Annotated in this window: 18 protein-coding genes; 10 read left to right on the plus strand and 8 right to left on the minus strand. The window is 55.3% G+C overall.

What is annotated here, in order from left to right:
- Nucleotides 1-110: 110 nt before the first annotated feature.
- Nucleotides 111-1,673 carry a CNNM family cation transport protein YoaE gene (gene yoaE / locus ACG1VR_RS09545; protein ID WP_016536893.1) on the plus strand — a complete coding sequence of 521 codons (1,563 nt, stop codon included), beginning with the start codon at nucleotides 111-113 and terminating at the stop codon, nucleotides 1,671-1,673.
- Here the strand turns inward: yoaE and ACG1VR_RS09550 are convergent, their stop codons facing one another.
- The 4 genes from ACG1VR_RS09550 to pabB all read right to left on the minus strand — a co-directional run bounded on the left by ACG1VR_RS09550 (nucleotide 1,674) and on the right by pabB (nucleotide 6,956).
- Entirely contained in the window at nucleotides 1,674-3,272 is a 1,599-nt protein-coding gene (locus ACG1VR_RS09550) for an EAL domain-containing protein (protein ID WP_395490785.1), read from the minus strand.
- Nucleotides 3,273-3,449: 177 nt separating this feature from the next.
- Nucleotides 3,450-4,814 (minus strand): L-serine ammonia-lyase, encoded by a 1,365-nt coding sequence (gene sdaA, locus ACG1VR_RS09555; RefSeq protein ID WP_039898330.1) that lies wholly within the window; start codon nucleotides 4,812-4,814, stop codon nucleotides 3,450-3,452.
- A 183-nt stretch (nucleotides 4,815-4,997) separates the two neighbouring features.
- Nucleotides 4,998-5,594 carry a CoA pyrophosphatase gene (locus ACG1VR_RS09560; protein WP_172569723.1) on the minus strand — a complete coding sequence of 199 codons (597 nt, stop codon included), beginning with the start codon at nucleotides 5,592-5,594 and terminating at the stop codon, nucleotides 4,998-5,000.
- A gap of 3 nt (nucleotides 5,595-5,597) precedes the next feature.
- Nucleotides 5,598-6,956, minus strand: a complete 1,359-nt coding sequence (pabB, locus tag ACG1VR_RS09565) for an aminodeoxychorismate synthase component 1 (RefSeq protein WP_395490786.1) — start codon at nucleotides 6,954-6,956, stop codon at nucleotides 5,598-5,600.
- 71 nt (nucleotides 6,957-7,027) lie between these two features.
- On the opposite strand from pabB, the gene ACG1VR_RS09570 reads away from it, so the two are divergent.
- Nucleotides 7,028-7,228, plus strand: a complete 201-nt coding sequence (locus ACG1VR_RS09570) for a YoaH family protein (protein WP_016536888.1) — start codon at nucleotides 7,028-7,030, stop codon at nucleotides 7,226-7,228.
- 21 nt (nucleotides 7,229-7,249) lie between these two features.
- Here the strand turns inward: ACG1VR_RS09570 and ACG1VR_RS09575 are convergent, their stop codons facing one another.
- A complete protein-coding gene (locus tag ACG1VR_RS09575) occupies nucleotides 7,250-7,594 on the minus strand; it encodes a RidA family protein (RefSeq protein ID WP_016536887.1) in 345 nt (114 codons plus the stop codon).
- A 128-nt stretch (nucleotides 7,595-7,722) separates the two neighbouring features.
- Between ACG1VR_RS09575 and ACG1VR_RS09580 the strand changes: the two genes are divergently transcribed.
- From ACG1VR_RS09580 to rnd, 5 genes are all read left to right on the plus strand, one after another.
- Nucleotides 7,723-9,633: an ATP-dependent DNA helicase gene (locus ACG1VR_RS09580; RefSeq protein ID WP_227317138.1), complete on the plus strand. Its 1,911-nt coding sequence runs from the start codon at nucleotides 7,723-7,725 to the stop codon at nucleotides 9,631-9,633.
- Nucleotides 9,634-9,701: 68 nt separating this feature from the next.
- On the plus strand, nucleotides 9,702-10,397 hold the full coding sequence (gene tsaB, locus ACG1VR_RS09585) for a tRNA (adenosine(37)-N6)-threonylcarbamoyltransferase complex dimerization subunit type 1 TsaB (RefSeq protein ID WP_395490787.1): 696 nt from the start codon (nucleotides 9,702-9,704) through the stop codon (nucleotides 10,395-10,397).
- Between the two features lie 40 nt (nucleotides 10,398-10,437).
- A complete protein-coding gene (locus ACG1VR_RS09590; protein ID WP_016536884.1) occupies nucleotides 10,438-11,028 on the plus strand; it encodes a Slp family lipoprotein in 591 nt (196 codons plus the stop codon).
- 203 nt (nucleotides 11,029-11,231) lie between these two features.
- The gene (gene fadD, locus ACG1VR_RS09595) at nucleotides 11,232-12,917 is read left to right on the plus strand and encodes a long-chain-fatty-acid--CoA ligase FadD (RefSeq protein ID WP_172569729.1); all 1,686 of its coding nucleotides are present in this window, start codon (nucleotides 11,232-11,234) and stop codon (nucleotides 12,915-12,917) included.
- 69 nt (nucleotides 12,918-12,986) lie between these two features.
- Complete coding sequence (gene rnd, locus ACG1VR_RS09600) at nucleotides 12,987-14,108, plus strand: ribonuclease D (RefSeq protein ID WP_115586359.1); 1,122 nt, start codon at nucleotides 12,987-12,989, stop codon at nucleotides 14,106-14,108.
- Between the two features lie 143 nt (nucleotides 14,109-14,251).
- On the opposite strand, the gene minE is transcribed toward rnd, so the two are convergent.
- The 3 genes from minE to minC are packed head-to-tail and all read right to left on the minus strand — an operon-like array spanning nucleotide 14,252 to nucleotide 16,078.
- Entirely contained in the window at nucleotides 14,252-14,527 is a 276-nt protein-coding gene (minE, locus tag ACG1VR_RS09605; protein ID WP_016536881.1) for a cell division topological specificity factor MinE, read from the minus strand.
- Between the two features lie 3 nt (nucleotides 14,528-14,530).
- Entirely contained in the window at nucleotides 14,531-15,343 is an 813-nt protein-coding gene (minD, locus tag ACG1VR_RS09610) for a septum site-determining protein MinD (protein ID WP_016536880.1), read from the minus strand.
- Nucleotides 15,344-15,367: 24 nt separating this feature from the next.
- Entirely contained in the window at nucleotides 15,368-16,078 is a 711-nt protein-coding gene (gene minC, locus ACG1VR_RS09615; protein ID WP_039898325.1) for a septum site-determining protein MinC, read from the minus strand.
- A 126-nt stretch (nucleotides 16,079-16,204) separates the two neighbouring features.
- Between minC and ACG1VR_RS09620 the strand changes: the two genes are divergently transcribed.
- From ACG1VR_RS09620 to ACG1VR_RS09630, 3 genes are all read left to right on the plus strand, one after another.
- On the plus strand, nucleotides 16,205-16,480 hold the full coding sequence (locus ACG1VR_RS09620) for a YcgL domain-containing protein (protein WP_016536878.1): 276 nt from the start codon (nucleotides 16,205-16,207) through the stop codon (nucleotides 16,478-16,480).
- Nucleotides 16,481-16,555: 75 nt separating this feature from the next.
- Nucleotides 16,556-17,623 carry a lytic transglycosylase domain-containing protein gene (locus ACG1VR_RS09625; protein ID WP_395491082.1) on the plus strand — a complete coding sequence of 356 codons (1,068 nt, stop codon included), beginning with the start codon at nucleotides 16,556-16,558 and terminating at the stop codon, nucleotides 17,621-17,623.
- A 90-nt stretch (nucleotides 17,624-17,713) separates the two neighbouring features.
- A complete protein-coding gene (locus ACG1VR_RS09630; RefSeq protein ID WP_216374434.1) occupies nucleotides 17,714-18,373 on the plus strand; it encodes a fumarylacetoacetate hydrolase family protein in 660 nt (219 codons plus the stop codon).
- The last annotated feature ends 17 nt before the right edge of the window (nucleotides 18,374-18,390 follow it).

Below are 18,390 nucleotides of genomic sequence, written 5' to 3' on the forward strand. Positions count from 1 at the left end.
AAATCCCCCCATCTCAGCGGCGTTTCGCGCCCGAAAACACAGTTAATTAGCCACTTCGCGCCCTCATTTGACGGGATGCCGATTTGTCACATCACAACCAGGAGCCTGACATGGAATTGTTAATGGACCCGCAAATCTGGGTCGGTTTGCTTACGCTGGTGGTGCTGGAAATTGTGCTGGGTATCGACAACCTGGTCTTTATCGCCATTCTTGCGGATAAACTTCCGCCGAAGCAGCGCGATAAGGCGCGACTTATTGGCCTGTCGCTGGCGCTGTTTATGCGACTGGGGCTGCTGTCGCTGATCTCATGGATGGTGACCCTTACCCAGCCGCTGTTTAGCGTTGCGGACGTGACCTTCTCCGGGCGCGATTTAATTATGCTGGTGGGCGGTCTCTTCCTGTTGTTTAAGGCGACGACCGAGCTGCACGAGCGGCTTGAAAACCGCCAGCACGATGGTGGCCACGGTAAAGGCTACGCCAGCTTTTGGGTGGTGGTGCTGCAAATTGTGGTGCTGGATGCGGTCTTCTCCCTCGATGCGGTTATTACCGCCGTGGGTATGGTGAACCATCTGCCGGTGATGATGGCCGCGGTTGTCATTGCCATGGGCGTGATGCTGCTGGCGTCGAAGCCGCTGACCAACTTTGTGAACCAACATCCGACCGTGGTTGTGCTCTGTCTGAGCTTCCTGCTGATGATTGGTTTAAGCCTGGTCGCGGAAGGCTTTGGTTTCCATATTCCGAAAGGCTATCTGTACGCGGCAATTGGCTTCTCAATCATTATTGAGCTGTTTAACCAGATTGCGCGCCGCAACTTTATTCGCCATCAGTCCAACCTGCCGCTGCGTGCCCGTACGGCTGACGCGATTTTGCGCATGATGAGCGGCAAGCGTCAGGAACGTGTGCAGAATCGCGAAGACAGCAAAGCCATGACGCCAATCGAAGCGGAGTCCTTCGCTGAAGAAGAGCGCTACATGATAAACGGCGTGCTGACGCTGGCCTCACGCTCCCTGCGCAGCATCATGACGCCGCGCGGTGAGATATCCTGGGTTGACGCCTCGAAAAGTATTCCTGAAATCCGTGCCCAGCTTCTGGAGTCACCGCACAGCCTCTTCCCCGTGTGCCGGGGCGAACTGGACGAAATTATCGGCATTGTGCGTGCCAAAGAGCTGCTGGTTGCTCTGGATGAAGGCGCTGATGTGGCGGCGATTGCCGCCCAGTCACCGGCTATTGTCGTGCCGGAAACGCTGGACCCGATCAACCTGCTCGGCGTACTGCGTCGCGCTCGCGGCAGCTTTGTTATCGTCAACGACGAATTTGGCGTGGTGCAGGGGCTGGTTACGCCACTGGACGTACTGGAAGCCATTGCAGGGGAATTCCCGGATGCCGATGAGACGCCGGAAATCATTCGCGACGGAGACGGCTGGCTGGTAAAAGGTTCCACCGATCTGCACGCATTGCAGCAGCGCCTGGACATTCCCCGACTGATCCATAACGAGGAGGATATTGCCTCTATCGCCGGTCTGGTTATCGCGGTGAATGGCCACATCCCTAAACAGGGTGATGTGGTGGAAGTTCCGCCGCTGCGCATCCAAATCATTGAAGTGAATGATTATCGCGTTGATCTGGTGCGGGTGGAGAAAGAACGTTCTCCACACGAGGATGAAGAAGAGTAATTAGCCTTGAGGGAAGGCCGGAATAGTCCGGTCTTCATGGCGAGGGGGCGGCGGCGAGTTGCCCTCGAGCCAACGGGCAAAATCATGCAACGGCATTGGTTTCGCATATAAAAAACCCTGCAACACCGTCACGCCATTGCGGCGCAAATAGTCCGCCTGCTGCTGCGTCTCCACGCCTTCCGCTACTAAATCAATACCCAGCCTTTGCCCCAGAGCAATAATAATATCCGTTACCGTGGAGTTCACCGCGTCGGTGCCGATGGCGGCGGTAAACGACTTGTCTATCTTCAGCACGTTTGGAATGAGCGTTTCGAGATAGGCCAGCGAGCTATGCCCGGTGCCGAAGTCGTCAATCGCCAGATCGATTCCCAACTGGTGCAGCTCATTCACTACGCGATGATCCATCTCCGGCAAGGCGTTTCGCTCGGTAAGCTCAAGAGTTAATTTTTGTATCGGGCGGGCTGGGAACCAATACCGTTTTAAATCATCGATAATCGCTCCGTCGTGGAAATGGCTGGCGGCGACATTAAGCCCGATGTGGAACTGCGATGATTTTGGGAATAGATCGAGGTTTTTCACCGCTTCGTCCAGAACAAAGCGGGTAAGTGGGGCGATCAGTTCCTGCTGCTCGGCCAGCGGAATAAAGACCTCAGGAGAAATCCAGCCCTGGCGCGGGTTATTCCAGCGTAATAGCAGCTCTACGCCAACACATTGCAAATCGCGCGCGCTGACGAGCGGCTGGCAAAATACTTCAAACTCGCGTGCGGCCAGGCCCAGATTTATCTCCCATGAAAAACTCATACGGTTAGCCGTAGCAAGCCAGGCGATGTAGCCCACCAGCAGGCTGAGGAGCAGCGCCAGCGGGAGTTGCCCCGGCAGGTTTTCGAGCGTCAGGCGATTTGGCGAAGGGCCAATTGCGGTGATTGAGTATGGGTAAAGGTGTGATGCCGTTCGGTGCATCACTTCTCCGTCGGCGAGCTTAATTTCGCCGTCCAGACCCGCACCGTATTCCAGATGCGAGTCTTCAACATTCAGCATCGCCCGGGTAACCCACGGGTGCTCAGGCTTGAGCACTAAACTGGTTAGCATCTGGATATTGACGATAAGCATCACGCCATCGGCCGTTTGGCCTGCCAGCGGCCGCCAGTAAATAAGCACCGGCGTCCCCTTAAGCAATGAGCTGTCACGCGATAGAAAAAGCAGCGGGGTAGTGGACGGCAGCCTGGCGTGCAGCTGGTGGATGGCAACGTTTCGCGAACCGTAAATACTGGAGCAATAAAGTACCCCGTCTTTAATTAGGCCGATGGCGCGTACCGTTTGCATTTTTGCCGCATGCTCGCGGATTTTTAACTGTGCGTCTTCGCAGCGGGATCCCACCATCTGCATAACGTCATCGCTGACGGAATTTAGCGGCGAGAGAAGGGTATCAAGGGTAGTAATGATGCGCTGGTTAAACTGGGTGATTCGTTGCTCATTAAGATTGCGCTCGGTGACATACCTCACGCCAAGCGTGACCAGCAAAACCATAATGGCCAGCGTGGCACAGACAATAACTCGCCTGCGGCGATAGTCAGAAATAATCCTCTGTGCCGTTTGCATCCGTGTGTCCCTGGTTTTCGCCGCAATTTGTGATGCGTAACGTTATCATCAAAGTGTAGTGGGATATCAGGGTGGCAAAGAAATAAAGGGCGTGAAATGGGGGAAAAAGCGCCGCCTGGGCGGCTTGCCGCGAGTACAGGTGGTAAAAGGCCCTCCCGAAAGGGAGGGCCTGGGGGATTAGTCGCACTGCACCTTAATCGCCAGACCGCCGCGGGAGGTTTCGCGGTATTTGGCGTTCATGTCTTTACCTGTTTCGTACATCGTCTCGATAACCTTATCGAGGGAAACGCGTGGGGCGCTGGTGCGGCGCATTGCCATACGCGTGGCGTTGATAGCCTTAACCGACGCAATGGCATTACGTTCGATGCACGGCACCTGTACCTGCCCGGCAACAGGGTCACAGGTCAGGCCTAAGTTGTGCTCCATGCCAATTTCTGCCGCCACGCACACCTGCTCCGGGCTTGCGCCAAGCAGTTCCGCGAGGCCTGCGGCCGCCATTGAGCAGGCTACGCCGACTTCACCCTGGCAGCCCACTTCGGCACCGGAAATCGAAGCGTTCATTTTGTACAGCACGCCGATTGCGCCGGAGGCGAGGAAATAACGGGTCCAGGCGTCCGGGGTGACCGGTTCGATAAAGTGGTCGTAATAGGCCAGCACCGCAGGAACGATACCGCATGCACCGTTGGTCGGGGCTGTGACCACGCGCCCACCGGCGGCGTTTTCTTCGTTAACCGCCAGGGCAAACATGTTTACCCAGTCCACAACGTTCATCGGGTCGCTGGAGAGTTTATCGCTGGATACCAGCAGGCGACGCAGCGCAGAAGCACGACGCGGCACGCGCAGCGGGCCAGGCAGCACGCCTTCGGTGTTAACGCCGCGGTCGATACAGGCGCGCATGGTCTGCCAGATATTAGCGAAATAATCGTCAATCTCCTGGCGACTGTGTAGCGCCAGTTCGTTCTGCATTATCATGCCGGAGAGCGAAAGGCCGGTCTCTTTACAGTGATCGAGCATCTCCTGCGCGGAGTTGAACGGATAAGGCACGCTGACTTCGTTTACCGAGTCCTTACCAAAATGCTCTTCATCAACAATAAAACCGCCGCCGATGGAGTAATAAGTTTTGCTGTAGATCTCTTTATCGCCGCTATAGGCGTGGATCTGCATGCCGTTTTCGTGCAGCGGCAGGTTGTCGCTGCGAAAGCGCATGCCGTTATCCTGCGGGAAGTCGACTTCATGGCGGCCCTGAGCAATCAGCAGTCGGCCACGGGCTTCAACATCGCGGATAAACGCGGGAATGGAGTCGATATCAACGTTATCAGGCTGGTTACCGGCAAGGCCCATAATAATGGCGATATCGGTATGGTGGCCTTTACCCGTGAGGGAAAGGGAACCGTAGACGTCCACCGCAATGCGGGTGGTAGCGTCCAGCAATCCTTTTTCGACCAGGTCATCGACAAACTGTTTCCCGGCTTTCATCGGCCCGACGGTATGGGAGCTGGATGGCCCGATGCCGACTTTGAACATGTCGAATATACTAATCACTCTGGAACTCCTCTGATAGCACCCTGTTTCATGGAACATGATGCTTTGAAATGGCTATGCGCTAGTTTAAAAATTTATTGCTTCCACCAGGAAACTATTCACATGATTTAAACTAATGCTTAACGATAAACCACCTAATAGCAGGCAGTTTATGGCCTTTATGTCCTTTTAATATAGCCATTTTCAGCGATTTAAAGTGTCGCCTGGATCGCTCTCTACTTGTAAAGAAAGCTCGCGAATGATGCCCGCCGTCATACCCCAGACAAAATAGTGCTGATACCAGGAGAGCCAGACCCGGTGGGCATTGCCCCGGCGATGAATATCCAGCGGATGGTAGCGGCCCAGGCGCAGAGCTTCGGCCAGCGGCATCTCGAAAACCGCCGCAACTTCATCTTCGCTGGCGCGCCAGGGTAAATCGGGAGGGATAATGCCGACAATCGGCGTGACCTGGAAACCTGTTACGCTGTCTACCGGCGGGAGAATACCAATCACTTCAACCGCCTCCGGGGGAATAGCGACTTCTTCCTGTGCTTCCCGCAGCGCAGCGGCTATTAATGAACTATCGGTGGCGTCAACCGCGCCGCCCGGAAACGCAACCTGCCCGGCATGTTTACGCAGCATGATTGAACGCTGCGTAAGTAATAGCCCCGGCTGAGGACGACGCACAATCGGCACCAGCACCGCAGCCTGACGTTTATTGCTGACAGGCAGGGCAGCGGCCGGGCGCAGCAGTTGAAAACGAGCCAGGAAGTCATTCAGCGTCAGGGGCGAACCAGCCATGCATTATTTCTCCAGTAGGGGCAGGATGCGGTTAACTTTATCGAAGGTTTCCTGATATTCCGCCGCTTCGTTACTGTCGGCGACGATACCGCCTCCGGCAGAGCAGTATAATTTCCCGCCTTCTGCCGTGAGCGTACGGATGGTTATGCTGGTATCCATATTGCCGCAGAAGCTAATGTAGCCGATGCTGCCGCACCAGGCATTGCGGCGCTGCGGCTCAAGTTCCTCGATAATTTCCATCGCACGGACTTTTGGCGCCCCGGTAATGGACCCGCCGGGGAAAGTGGCCCTAAGCAAATCGCAGGCGCTAAGCGTAGCAGGAAGTTCGGCGATAATGGTGCTAACCAAATGGTGAACCGCAGGGAAGGGTTCAACCACGAACAGCTCCGGCACTTTCACGCTGCCCGGCACCGCCACGCGGCCAATATCGTTGCGCAGCAAATCGACAATCATCAGGTTTTCGGCGCGATCTTTTGGCGAGTTGGCCAGCCTGCGGGCCTGTTCTGCATCCGCGTCAGGACTGGGCAGGCGCGGCAACGTTCCTTTGATGGGACGAGTCTGAATTTGTTGACCTTCCAGCAGCACAAAGCGCTCCGGGGAGAGGCTAAGAATGCAGCTTTCCGGCAGGCGTAGAAATGCGCTGAATGGCGCTCCGTTTGCCAGGTTGAGCTTCTCAAAAGCCTGCCATTCGTCGCCCTCATAGCCAACGCTGAAGCGCTGGGCTAGGTTGACCTGGTAGCAGTCGCCGCTGCGTAAATATTCCTGAACCCGGCGGAATTTCACGCCGTATTCCTCGCGGGACATATTCGACTGCCATTCGCCGGTGAGGCGGAAAGGTTCGCCTGGCTCCGGCCCGGAGAGCGAGTTGAGCCACGCAAGCCTGCTGTCTATATCTCCCCAACTTACCAGCGTCAGTCGCTGTAGCTGGTGGTCGGCAATCAGCGCCCAGTCATAAATGCCCACCGCCATATCCGGCGTGCATAAGTCCTGCCCGGCGGTTGTCGGCAGCTTTTCAAAGCGGCGGCCAAGATCGTAACCCAATAACCCCAGCGCGCCGCCGCAAAACGGAATATCCGGACGGGGCTGAGCCTTAAGTCCGAAACCGTCCAGAGTTTTTTGCAGCAGGGCGAGGGGGCAATCTTCGTGCGTCGTCGTGCTGCCATGCTGTTCAATAACGGTTTGCTGCCCGCGGGTCACCAGGGTGGCAAGCGGCTCTGCCACCATAATGTCAAAACGGTTATGCGGGTGGTCGGCAAAACCAGAATGCAGCATCATCGCCCACGGTTGATGAGCGAGGGGGCGAAAATAGTGTTGTACGGCGTCGGGTTGCCAGCAAAGTTCATGAAAAGCAGGAAACATCATAACTTTCATCTTGGTGGTGTAGGTGGATGCGGCGTAAAATGGCGGATTGTGCAATGTAACAGGAGTTCAACATGATTTCAGGATTACCGGCACTTAGCCACGAACAGCAGCAGCAGGCTGTCGATCGTATTCACGAACTGATGGCCGATGGCATGAGCAGCGGCGAAGCTATCGCTCTTGTTGCCAGTGAAATCCGTGCCTCCCATACCGGCGGTAACGTCGTCGCACGTTTTGAAGACGAGGACGACGAAGAAGAAGACCCGCAGGACTAGCCGGGCCTCAACGGCTCTGCGTTACACCGCTGCGATGATTTTGATTTCCACTTTGTAACGCGGGTTCATCAATTTAGCCTGTACGGTGCAGCGTACCGGCGCCTGACCAGCCACCACCCACTCATCCCACGCTTTATTCATCGCAGCAAAATCCGCGCCGTCCGGCAGGAAAATGGTGGCATCGAGAATGCGCGTTTTGTCGCTCCCCAGTTCTGCCAGCAGGGTGTCTATCTGTTCCAGGGTATTGGCCGTCTGTTGGTAGGCGTCGGCATCGAGGTTTTCAGGTACGCCGGTGTAGTACAGGGTCTGGTTATGAATAACAGCATCAGACCAGCGGGCTTCAGGTTTTATACGCACAATACTCATGGCAACTCCTTAACAACAAACGATATGTGGTGCACAGCCTGCCACAATCCCGCTTTGGGTTCCACCGGCTTGCTGGATTAACCGGGCCGGGGCTGACATAATCACTGGCAATTTAACCAGGGGGTAACGTGACGGACGATTTTGCAGCAGACGGCCAACTGGCTACGGTGATCCCCGGCTTCAGGCCGCGAGAGGCCCAGCGCGAGATGGCGCAGGCGGTAAGCAAAGCAATTAAAGCCGGCAGCGAGCTGGTAGTCGAGGCGGGAACCGGGACGGGTAAAACCTACGCTTATCTTGCTCCCGCGCTGCGCTCTGGTAAAAAAGTCATTATCTCCACCGGGTCCAAGGCGTTACAGGATCAGCTGTTCTCCCGTGACTTGCCAACCATTTCGGGCGCGTTGAAATTCAACGGGCGCGTGGCGCTGCTGAAAGGCCGCTCCAACTATCTTTGCCTTGAAAGGCTTGAACAGCAGGCGCTGGCGGGGGGCGATCTCCCGGTACAGGCGCTAAGCGACGTTGTTCATCTGCGCAACTGGGCGATTGAAACCGTAGACGGCGATATCAGCACCTGCGGTTCGGTAGCCGAGGATTCCACCGTCTGGCCGATGGTCACCAGCACCAACGATAACTGCCTGGGGCAGGACTGCCCGCAGTATCAGGACTGCTTTGTGGTGAAGGCGCGCAAAAAAGCGATGGATGCCGACGTAGTGGTGGTAAACCATCACCTCTATCTGGCCGATATGGTGGTGAAAGAGAGCGGTTTTGCGGAGCTTATCCCGCAAGCAGAAGTCACTATCTTCGATGAAGCGCACCAAATTCCTGATATCGCCAGCCAGTATTTTGGCCAGTCGATCTCCAGCCGCCAGCTTCTGGACCTTGCCAAAGATATCTCCATTGCCTACCGCACCGAGGTGCGTGACGCTCAGCAACTGCAAAAAAGCGCCGACAGCCTGGCGCAGCGTACCCAGGACTTCCGGCTCCAGCTCGGCGACCCCGGCTACCGGGGCAACCTGCGCGAGCTGCTGGCCGAACCTACCATTCAGCGTGCGCTGCTGCTGTTAGATGACGCGCTGGAGCTTTGCTACGACGTGGCAAAGCTCTCCCTTGGTCGCTCGGCGTTGCTGGATGCCGCCTTCGAGCGAGCGGTGGTATACCGCGGGCGCATCAAGCGCCTGAAAGAGATTAACCAGCCGGGCTACAGCTACTGGTACGAATGCAACTCGCGCCATTTTACCCTCGCGTTAACGCCGCTTTCCGTCGCCGACAAGTTCAAAGAAGTGATTCGAGAGAAGTCCGGCTGCTGGATATTCACCTCGGCCACGCTGTCGGTGAATGACAAAATGAGCCATTTCACCGAGCGTCTGGGGATAGAAGAGGCGGAAACGCTGCTGCTGGCAAGCCCGTTTGATTATGCAAAGCAGGCGCTGCTGTGTGTCCCCCGGGGGCTGCCAACGCCAAACCAGCCGCACGGCGCTCGCCATCTGGCAAACCTGCTGCGCCCGCTTATCGAAGCCAACAACGGGCGCTGTTTTATGCTGTGTACCTCCCACGCGATGATGCGGGACCTTGCCGAGCAGTTCCGCGCGACCATGACGCTGCCGGTACTGTTGCAGGGCGAAACCAGTAAAGGGCAGCTGCTACAGCAGTTTGTTGAGGCCGGTAATGCTTTGCTGGTGGCGACCAGCAGCTTCTGGGAAGGTGTTGACGTAAGAGGCGACGCGCTCTCGCTGGTGATAATCGACAAACTGCCGTTTACCTCGCCGGAAGATCCGCTGCTTAAAGCGCGCATGGAAGACTGCCGCCTGCGCGGCGGCGAGCCGTTTGACGACGTCCAGCTACCGGATGCGGTTATTACGCTAAAACAGGGTGTTGGCCGCCTGATCCGCGACGTGGAAGACAGAGGCGTGCTGGTTATCTGCGACAACCGCCTTGTAATGCGTCCTTATGGCGCGGTTTTCCTCAATAGCCTGCCGCCGACACCCCGCACGCGGGACATAAATCGGGCAGTTGAGTTCCTCAATGCCACAGCCCGGCAGTAATTTGTGCCAGGCTATGGTATGATGCGCGCCGTTTTTTGACCTTATCTCCGCCAGAGGTTGGCAAGTCCATGCGAATTTTAGCCATCGATACCGCAACAGAAGCTTGTTCTGTTGCCCTGCAAAACGACGCGGCGTCGTACGCCCATTTCGAACTCTGCCCGCGCGAGCATACTCAAAGAATTTTGCCAATGGTGCGGGACATCCTGAACCAGGGCGAAATTACTTTGTCTGATGTGGACGCACTCGCCTACGGGCGCGGCCCGGGGAGTTTTACCGGCGTGCGAATTGGTATTGGTATTGCGCAGGGACTGGCGCTGGGTGCCGAACTGCCGATGATTGGCGTATCTACGCTTGCCACAATGGCACAGGGTGCGTTCCGCCGTACCGGGGCGACCCGCGTGCTGGCGGCTATCGACGCCCGCATGGGTGAAGTTTACTGGGCCGAATATCAGCGAGACGAGCAGGGCGTCTGGCACGGTGAAGAAAGTGAAGCCGTGCTTAAGCCGGACGCCGTTGCCGCCCGGTTGAAACAACTCAGCGGGAGCTGGTCTACAGTCGGTACAGGCTGGCAGGCCTGGCCTGATATGGCTCAGGATAGCGGACTTATATTGCAGGACGGTGAAACCACGCTGCCCGAAGCGGAAGATATGCTGCCGCTCGCGCTGCTGGCCTTCAACGCCGGGCAAACCGTCGCCGTTGAGCACGCCGAGCCGGTCTATCTGCGCAATGAAGTGACCTGGAAAAAGCTTCCCGGCAGAGAGTAATGCCCGCGCCCTGAACGGGGCAGAGGTAAGGAGATGAGGTATGGCTGTTCGTAATGTTAAAAAGTGCAGTTGGCTGCTTGCCGCCACGGCAGCGCTGGTTTTAAGCGGCTGTGTTAGCGTGCCGGATGCCATTAAAGGGACTTCCGCGACGCCTCAGCAAGATTTGACCGCGGTAATGAGCGCTCCAAATCTTTATGTAGGGCAGGAAGCTCGCTTCGGTGGTCGGGTGGTCAACGTGGATAACCTGAAGGGGAAAACCCGTCTGGAGATTGCCACCGTTAGCCTGGATGAAGGTGCCCGGCCGGCCCTGAACGAGCCTTCTCATGGCCGCATTTATGCGGACGTGAACGGTTTCCTCGATCCGGTAGACTTCCGAAACCAGCTGGTGACCGTAGTTGGGCCGATTACCGGCACCACCGAGGGGAAAATCGGCCAGACGCCTTATAAGTTTATGACCATGCAGGCCATCGGCTATAAACGCTGGAATGTTACCCAGCAGGTGGTGATGCCGCCGCAGCCAATTGACCCGTGGTTCTGGGGCGGGCCTTACCCGTACCGCGGCCACTACGGCATGTGGGGCGGATGGTATAACCCGGGGCCCGCACAGGTGCAAACCGTTGTAACCGAATAATCTGTTGTTTTAAAAATACTTTCAAACAGCGGCCTGGCCGCTGTTTGTTTTTATCCAGGACGGATGAAAAAATTTAGTGATGCGCTTCGCAACCTTTAATCAGGCTAATTAATAAACTGGTACGCTGAGTTAATATTATGTTAACGAAATGTGTGTTGCCTGGGGTTGTGATGACGACAAATAATAATTTCAGAGGTGGATCCTTGAATAAGGTTTGGCTTAACCGCTACCCGGCCGACGTTGCGGCTGAAATAAATCCCGATCGCTATCAATCCCTGGTTGATATGTTTGAGCAGGCCGTGACTCGCTATGCCGATAAGCCCGCCTTTATCAATATGGGTGAGGTGATGACCTTCCGTAAACTGGAGGAGCGTAGCCGGGCATTTGCCGCTTACTTGCAGCAGGGGCTGGGTCTTAAGAAAGGCGACCGCGTAGCGCTGATGATGCCAAATCTGCTGCAATATCCGGTGGCGCTATTTGGTATTTTACGTGCCGGAATGGTGGTGGTTAACGTTAACCCGCTTTATACCCCGCGCGAGCTGGAGCACCAACTGAACGACAGCGGCGCCAGCGCTATCGTGATAGTGTCGAACTTTGCCCACACGCTGGAAAAAGTTGTCGAAAAAACGCAGGTTAAGCATGTGATCCTGACCCGGCTTGGCGATCAAATCTCCGGGGCAAAAGGCACGCTGGTTAACTTTGTGGTGAAGTACATTAAGCGTCTGGTGCCAAAATACCATCTGCCACACGCTATTTCCTTCCGCCGGGCGCTGCAAAGCGGCTACCGCATGCAGTACATCAAGCCTGAGATCCTCAATGACGATCTTGCCTTCCTGCAATATACCGGCGGCACCACCGGCGTGGCGAAGGGCGCAATGCTTACCCACCGCAACATGCTGGCGAACCTCGAACAGGTGAGGGCGGCATACAGCCCGCTGCTGCACGAGGGCAAGGAGCTGGTGGTGACCCCGCTGCCGCTGTACCACATCTTTGCTCTGACCATTAACTGCCTGCTGTTTATCGACATCGGCGGGCAAAACCTGCTAATCACCAACCCGCGTGATATTCCGGGCCTGGTGAAGGAGCTGGCGAAATATCCGTTCACCGCCATGACCGGCGTAAACACGCTCTTTAACGCGCTGCTGAATAATAAAGATTTCCAGCAGCTCGACTTCTCCAGCCTGCATCTTTCGGCAGGCGGAGGGATGCCGGTTCAACATGCCGTTGCCGAGCGCTGGGAAAAGCTTACCGGCCGCTACCTGCTTGAAGGCTACGGGCTGACGGAGTGCGCGCCTCTGGTCAGCGCAAACCCGCACGACATTGATTACCACAGCGGCTCTATCGGCCTGCCCGTGCCGTCAACCGACGTGAAGCTCATTGATGATGAAGGCAACGAAGTGCCGCCGGGCGAGCCTGGCGAACTGTGCGTTAAAGGCCCGCAGGTGATGCTTGGCTACTGGCAGCGCCCTAAAGAGACCGATGAGATCCTCAAGGATGGCTGGCTGCGCACCGGTGATATTGCGGTAATGAACGACGAAGGTTTTATGAACATCGTTGACCGCAAAAAAGACATGATCCTCGTTTCCGGGTTTAACGTTTATCCAAACGAAATCGAAGATGTGGTGATGCAGAACGAAGGCGTGCTGGAAGTTGCGGCCGTGGGCGTCCCTGCTGGCGTTAGCGGCGAAAACGTAAAAATCTTCGTGGTGAAGAAAGATCCGGCCCTGACCGAAGAGGCGCTGATTGCCTTCTGCCGCCGCCAGTTGACCGGCTATAAGGTGCCGAAACTGGTAGAATTCCGCACGGAACTGCCTAAATCTAACGTCGGGAAGATTTTACGACGAGAACTACGTGACGAAGCGAGCAAGACAGGCAACAATAACGCCTGAGCTCCAAGTCACTCGTCCTGATGCCGGTTCGCCGGCATTTTTTATGGGCGCAACCTAAGAGAACTGAATTTGACCTACCAGATGATTACTACCGATGAAGGACTGGCCGCCGTCTGCCAGGCCGCTCGTCAGTTCCCCGCGCTGGCGCTGGACACCGAATTTGTCCGCACCCGTACTTATTACCCGCAGCTGGGCCTGATCCAACTCTATGACGGCCAGCAGGCCTCGTTGATAGACCCGCTAGCCATTAGCGACTGGTCGCCGTTTAAAGCGCTTCTGCAGGATCCCGATACGGTTAAATACCTGCACGCCGGTAGCGAAGATCTCGAAGTCTTCCTGAACGCTTTTGGCATGTTGCCGGATCCGTTTATCGATACCCAAATTCTTGCATCATTCACCGGGCGCCCGCTCTCCTGCGGCTTCGCTACCATCGTTGAGTCATATACCGGCATCGCGCTGGACAAAAGCGAATCCCGCACCGACTGGCTGGCACGCCCGCTGACCGAGCGCCAGTGTGAATATGCCGCAGCGGACGTGCTTTACCTGCTGCCTATCGCGCAAAAGCTGATGGCAGAAACCGAAGCGGCAGGCTGGATGAGCGCGGCTCTGGATGAATGCCGCCTGATGTGTACACGCCGTCGCGATCAGCTGGATCCGGAAGAGGCATGGCGCGAAATTAGCAACGCGTGGCAGCTGCGTACTCGCCAGCTTGCCTGCCTCAAAAAGCTGGCGGCCTGGCGTCTGCGTAAGGCGCGCGAGCGTGATATGGCGGTCAACTTCGTGGTACGCGAGGAAAATCTCTGGCAGGTTGCGCGTTATATGCCTGGCTCGCTCGGAGAGCTGGACGCTTTGGGCCTTAGCGGCAGCGAAATCCGCTTTCACGGTAAAGCGCTGGTGGCGATGGTAGCCGAAGCTCAGGCGTTGCCTGAGAGTGAATTGCCGGAGCCGTTACAAAATCTGGTAGATATGCCGGGTTACCGCCGGGTATTTAAAGCTATCAAGGCGCTGGTGCAGGAAGTTAGCGAAGCAAAAGGGCTTAGCGCCGAGCTGCTGGCTTCACGCCGCCAAATAAACCAGCTGCTGAACTGGCACTGGAAATTGAAGCCACAGGCCGTTGAGCCGGAATTAATTAGCGGCTGGCGCGCTGAATTAATGGCCGAAGCGTTAACAAAACTGCTGGCTGATTATTAAGAAAGTCTCGTCACCTGGAAATAATCACAGTATTATTTTCAGGTCGAAATATATGGGCAGGGTGTTGCTAAGAAAGATCTTAATAAGATTTTAGCGATCTCTGAAAAATAAAACCCCCTGACAAATGCAGGGGGTTTTTTAATTCAGGCAGACTTGCTTGCTTCTTCCGCTTCCGGCAGCGTAACGTTCAACTCCAGGATCGAAATATCACCGTCCCTTTGTTCCAGCTGTACGCTGACCATTTCCGGGTCGATCTGCACGTATTTACAAATCACCTCAAGAATATCTTTGCGTAGCTGAGGCAGGTAGTGCGGCTCTGCATCACTACGACGGCGCTCGGCCACGATAATCTGTAAACGCTCTTTGGCGATGTTGGCGGTGTTCTTTTTTCGTGACAGAAAAAAGTCGAGTAATGCCATAACTTATCCTCCGAACAGGCGTTTCAGGAAACCCTTCTTCTCTTCTTCAATGAAGCGGAAAGGGCGTTCTTCTCCGAGCAGGCGTTCAACGGTATCTGAGTAGGCTTTACCCGCATCAGACTCGGCGTCAAGAATAACCGGCTCGCCCTGGTTAGACGCGCGCAGCACCGACTGGTCTTCCGGGATAACCCCAACCAGCGGAATACGCAGAATTTCAAGCACATCTTCCATGCTCAACATGTCGCCTCTGCTGACGCGGCCCGGGTTGTAACGGGTTAACAGCAGGTGCTCTTTAATCGGATCTTCACCGTTTTCAGCGCGACGGGATTTGGAAGAAAGGATGCCGAGAATACGGTCCGAGTCACGCACCGAGGAGACTTCCGGGTTGGTGGTGATAACCGCTTCATCCGCAAAATAGAGCGCCATCAGCGCACCGGTTTCGATACCTGCCGGGGAGTCACAAACGATAAACTCGAAGTCCATGTTTTTCAGGTCTTCCAGCACTTTGGCCACGCCTTCGCGGGTCAGTGCGTCTTTATCGCGGGTTTGTGAAGCAGGCAGAATATAAAGCTGTTCGGTACGCTTATCGCGGATCAGCGCCTGGTTAAGCGTCGCATCACCCTGAATAACGTTAACGAAGTCGTACACCACGCGGCGCTCACAACCCATAATCAGGTCGAGGTTACGCAGACCGATGTCGAAATCGATAACCACGGTTTTTCTTCCCTTTTGGGCCAAACCCGTAGCGATGGCCGCGCTGGACGTGGTCTTACCGACGCCCCCTTTACCCGATGTAACAACAATAATGCGTGCCATAAAGGATTTCCTTGTTAAAAGGGCTTAATTCAAAGGTTGAACGGAAAGTGCGCCACCCGCCAGGCTAAGGCGGGCCGCTTTTCCATAATAATCGGCTGGGATCTGCTCACTCAGCCAGTATTCGCCCGCTATAGAGACCAGCTCTGCTACCAGGTTAGTACAAAATATTTGTGCATCACGTTCGCCGCTGGCACCGGCCAGCGCACGGCCACGCATCACGCCGTAGATATGAATATTACCATCTGCTATCAGTTCTGCACCGGCGCTAACATGATTGGTCACAATCAGGTCACAGTTTGGCGCATAAATGCGCTGCCCGGAACGCACGGGGGCATCAATTAAGCGTGTTTTTGTGACAGGGGTAACAGTTGGCGCAGCGACCACCACCGGCTCAGCGGGGGCGGCCTTTGGCGTTCTGACAACCTTTTCTTTCCCTTCACTTAACAATGGCAGGCCAGCCCGCTCGATTTCGGCTTTTAAGGCCTCATCTTTACAGCCGCTGATCCCCACCACGCGCAGGCCGGTGGAAGTCACGGCCTGCTGTACTTTTTTCCAGTTGACGGAACCATCGAGGCTGGCGACGTTAACCACTACCGGGGCATTTTTTAAAAACGCCGGCGCCTGGGCGATTTTGTCTTCCAGAGCCTGGCGAATAACCTCGGGTTGTGCATCATGCAAATGAACCACAGATAAGGTAAAACTGCTGCCCTTTAACTCGATTGGCGTGTTTGACATCCTGGCCTTACTCAATTCAGTTTCAATCCCCACAATTGTGGGACGATATTCCGAAGTACACCAGGCATGTTATAGTCCAGCTTATATTCAGGCAAGCCACAAGCTGGCGAAAATAGAGTAAAAAAAATGTTTTGTGTGATCTACAGAAGTACCAAACGTGACCAGACTTATCTTTATGTCGAAAAAAAGGACGATTTCTCCCGCGTGCCGGAAGAACTGATGAAAGGCTTTGGTAAACCCGTGCTGTCGATGCTGCTGCCGCTGGATGGCAGTAAGAAACTGGTTAACGCCGATCTTGAAAAAGTTAAACAGGCACTGGAAAGTGAAGGTTATTATTTGCAGCTGCCGCCGCCGATTGAAAGTTTGCTGACAATGCACCTGGAAAATAGTCCTAAAAAATAAAATTCGGACTGCCGGTAAATCTTTTCCGGGCATTAAGCATGAAGATGTGTAAAACAAATAATCGCGGGAAGGATGATGAAAACTTCAGCATTTTGTTTGACCCTCAGCGCCTTAATGCTTGCCAGTTGTTACGGCCAAACGTCTAAAGCGGAGGCGGCACCCGCCGCCTCCGCGACTCCTCAGGCAAAAGCATCTCCCGCACCGCCCGTTACCACACTGGCCGAACAGGGGCGCGACCCCGCTGAATTCCCGGCCTTTGTAGCAAAACTAAAAACCGAAGCCAAAGCTCAGGGGATCGGTAATGCCACCCTGAAGTCGGCCTTTGCCCATATTCATTTTGTTGACCGGGTAATTAAATCCGACCGTAATCAGCTGGAGAAGAAAATAACTCTCGATGATTACCTGAAGCGGGTTATTACTCCGGCAAAAATAAAGCAGGCGCGAAGCCTGGCGTTACAGCACCGTGAAGAGCTTGCCAGAGTCAGCGCCAGTAGCGGCGTACAGAGTAACTACATTGTCGCGTTATGGGCGATGGAAAGTCACTTTGGCAAGCTTCAGGGCAAAGAGGATGTTATCTCCGCCCTGGCAACGCTGGCTTTTGAAGGTCGGCGCGAGGCGTTTTTCACTAAAGAACTGATGGCCGCTCTAAAAATTATTCAGCGTGGCGATATTAGCGCGGAGCAGATGAAAGGTTCATGGGCCGGGGCGATGGGGCAAAACCAGTTTATGCCCAGCTCTCTGCTGCGCTATGGCAAAGACGGCGACGGAGACGGCAAGATTGATATCTGGAACAACACCAGCGACGTTTTTGCCTCCACGGCCAACTATCTGGCGACCGAAGGATGGCGCTCTGGAGGCAACTGGGGATTTGAAGTCAGGCTTCCCCCCGGTTTTAACAGCGCGCTGGCGGGCACCCGGCCGGGGCAGGGGAAAACCGTAGCCCGCTGGCAAAAACTGGGGGTAACGCTGCCGGGCGGTTTAATGCTGCCAGCCTCCATGCAAAAAGGCTGGCTGGTGACGCCGGATGATAGCCAGGGGCGAACGTTTCTGGTGTTCAACAACTTCCGCACTCTGATGCACTGGAATCGCTCTTATTACTTCGCCATCAGCATCGGCAAGATGGCGGACGCGATTGCTAAATAAGCTACGGTTAGAAACACTTCCCCGGTATTCACCGGGGATTTTTTTATCTAGTATCAAGCTGAGTTAACACAAACGACGCAGAGGAAAGGCATGTATCAACATCATAACTGGCAGGGTGCGCTGCTGGATTTTCCGGTTAATAAAGTAGTCTGTGTTGGCAGCAACTATGCCAAACATATTAAAGAAATGGGCAGTGCAACCCCGGACGAACCGGTGGTGTTTATCAAACCTGAAAGCGCGCTGTGCGACATCCGCCAGCCGCTGGCGCTGCCGCATGACTTTGGTTCGGTGCATCACGAGGTTGAGCTGGCAGTTTTGATTGGTTCGACCCTGAAACAGGCGAGTGAAGAGCATGTGCGCAAAGCGATTGCCGGTTATGGCGTCGCGCTGGATCTCACTTTGCGCGAGCTGCAGGCCAAAATGAAGAAGGCAGGCCAGCCGTGGGAAAAAGCGAAGGGCTTTGATAACTCATGCCCAATTTCCGGTTTTATTCCGGCCGCGCAATTCACTCACGATCCGCAAAATACGCCGCTTGAGCTGAAAATTAACGGTGAAGTACGCCAGCAGGGCAATACCGAAGACATGATCCATAAGATAGTGCCGCTTATTGCCTATATGAGCAAATTCTTCACCCTGCGCGCCGGAGACGTTATCCTGACCGGGACGCCTGAAGGCGTTGGCCCGCTAAACAGCGGCGACGAGCTGGAAGTCAGCTTTGCCGGACACGCTCTGACGACGCGCGTGCTGTAAACAATTTGCCGCTTCAG

The organism is Cedecea davisae (assembly GCF_044095835.1).
GTDB classification, from domain to species: Bacteria; Pseudomonadota; Gammaproteobacteria; order Enterobacterales; family Enterobacteriaceae; genus Cedecea; species Cedecea davisae.

What these genes read in the sequence shown, in the direction of transcription:
- yoaE (WP_016536893.1), top strand. Translation starts at nt 111, where the DNA reads ATGGAATTGTTAATGGACCCGCAAATCTGGGTCGGTTTGCTTACGCTG.
- ACG1VR_RS09550 (WP_395490785.1), bottom strand. Translation starts at nt 3,272, where the DNA reads ATGCAAACGGCACAGAGGATTATTTCTGACTATCGCCGCAGGCGAGTT.
- ACG1VR_RS09560 (WP_172569723.1), bottom strand. Translation starts at nt 5,594, where the DNA reads ATGGCTGGTTCGCCCCTGACGCTGAATGACTTCCTGGCTCGTTTTCAA.
- pabB (WP_395490786.1), bottom strand. Translation starts at nt 6,956, where the DNA reads ATGATGTTTCCTGCTTTTCATGAACTTTGCTGGCAACCCGACGCCGTA.
- ACG1VR_RS09570 (WP_016536888.1), top strand. Translation starts at nt 7,028, where the DNA reads ATGATTTCAGGATTACCGGCACTTAGCCACGAACAGCAGCAGCAGGCT.
- ACG1VR_RS09575 (WP_016536887.1), bottom strand. Translation starts at nt 7,594, where the DNA reads ATGAGTATTGTGCGTATAAAACCTGAAGCCCGCTGGTCTGATGCTGTT.
- tsaB (WP_395490787.1), top strand. Translation starts at nt 9,702, where the DNA reads ATGCGAATTTTAGCCATCGATACCGCAACAGAAGCTTGTTCTGTTGCC.
- ACG1VR_RS09590 (WP_016536884.1), top strand. Translation starts at nt 10,438, where the DNA reads ATGGCTGTTCGTAATGTTAAAAAGTGCAGTTGGCTGCTTGCCGCCACG.
- minE (WP_016536881.1), bottom strand. Translation starts at nt 14,527, where the DNA reads ATGGCATTACTCGACTTTTTTCTGTCACGAAAAAAGAACACCGCCAAC.
- minD (WP_016536880.1), bottom strand. Translation starts at nt 15,343, where the DNA reads ATGGCACGCATTATTGTTGTTACATCGGGTAAAGGGGGCGTCGGTAAG.
- minC (WP_039898325.1), bottom strand. Translation starts at nt 16,078, where the DNA reads ATGTCAAACACGCCAATCGAGTTAAAGGGCAGCAGTTTTACCTTATCT.
- ACG1VR_RS09620 (WP_016536878.1), top strand. Translation starts at nt 16,205, where the DNA reads ATGTTTTGTGTGATCTACAGAAGTACCAAACGTGACCAGACTTATCTT.
- ACG1VR_RS09625 (WP_395491082.1), top strand. Translation starts at nt 16,556, where the DNA reads ATGAAAACTTCAGCATTTTGTTTGACCCTCAGCGCCTTAATGCTTGCC.
- ACG1VR_RS09630 (WP_216374434.1), top strand. Translation starts at nt 17,714, where the DNA reads ATGTATCAACATCATAACTGGCAGGGTGCGCTGCTGGATTTTCCGGTT.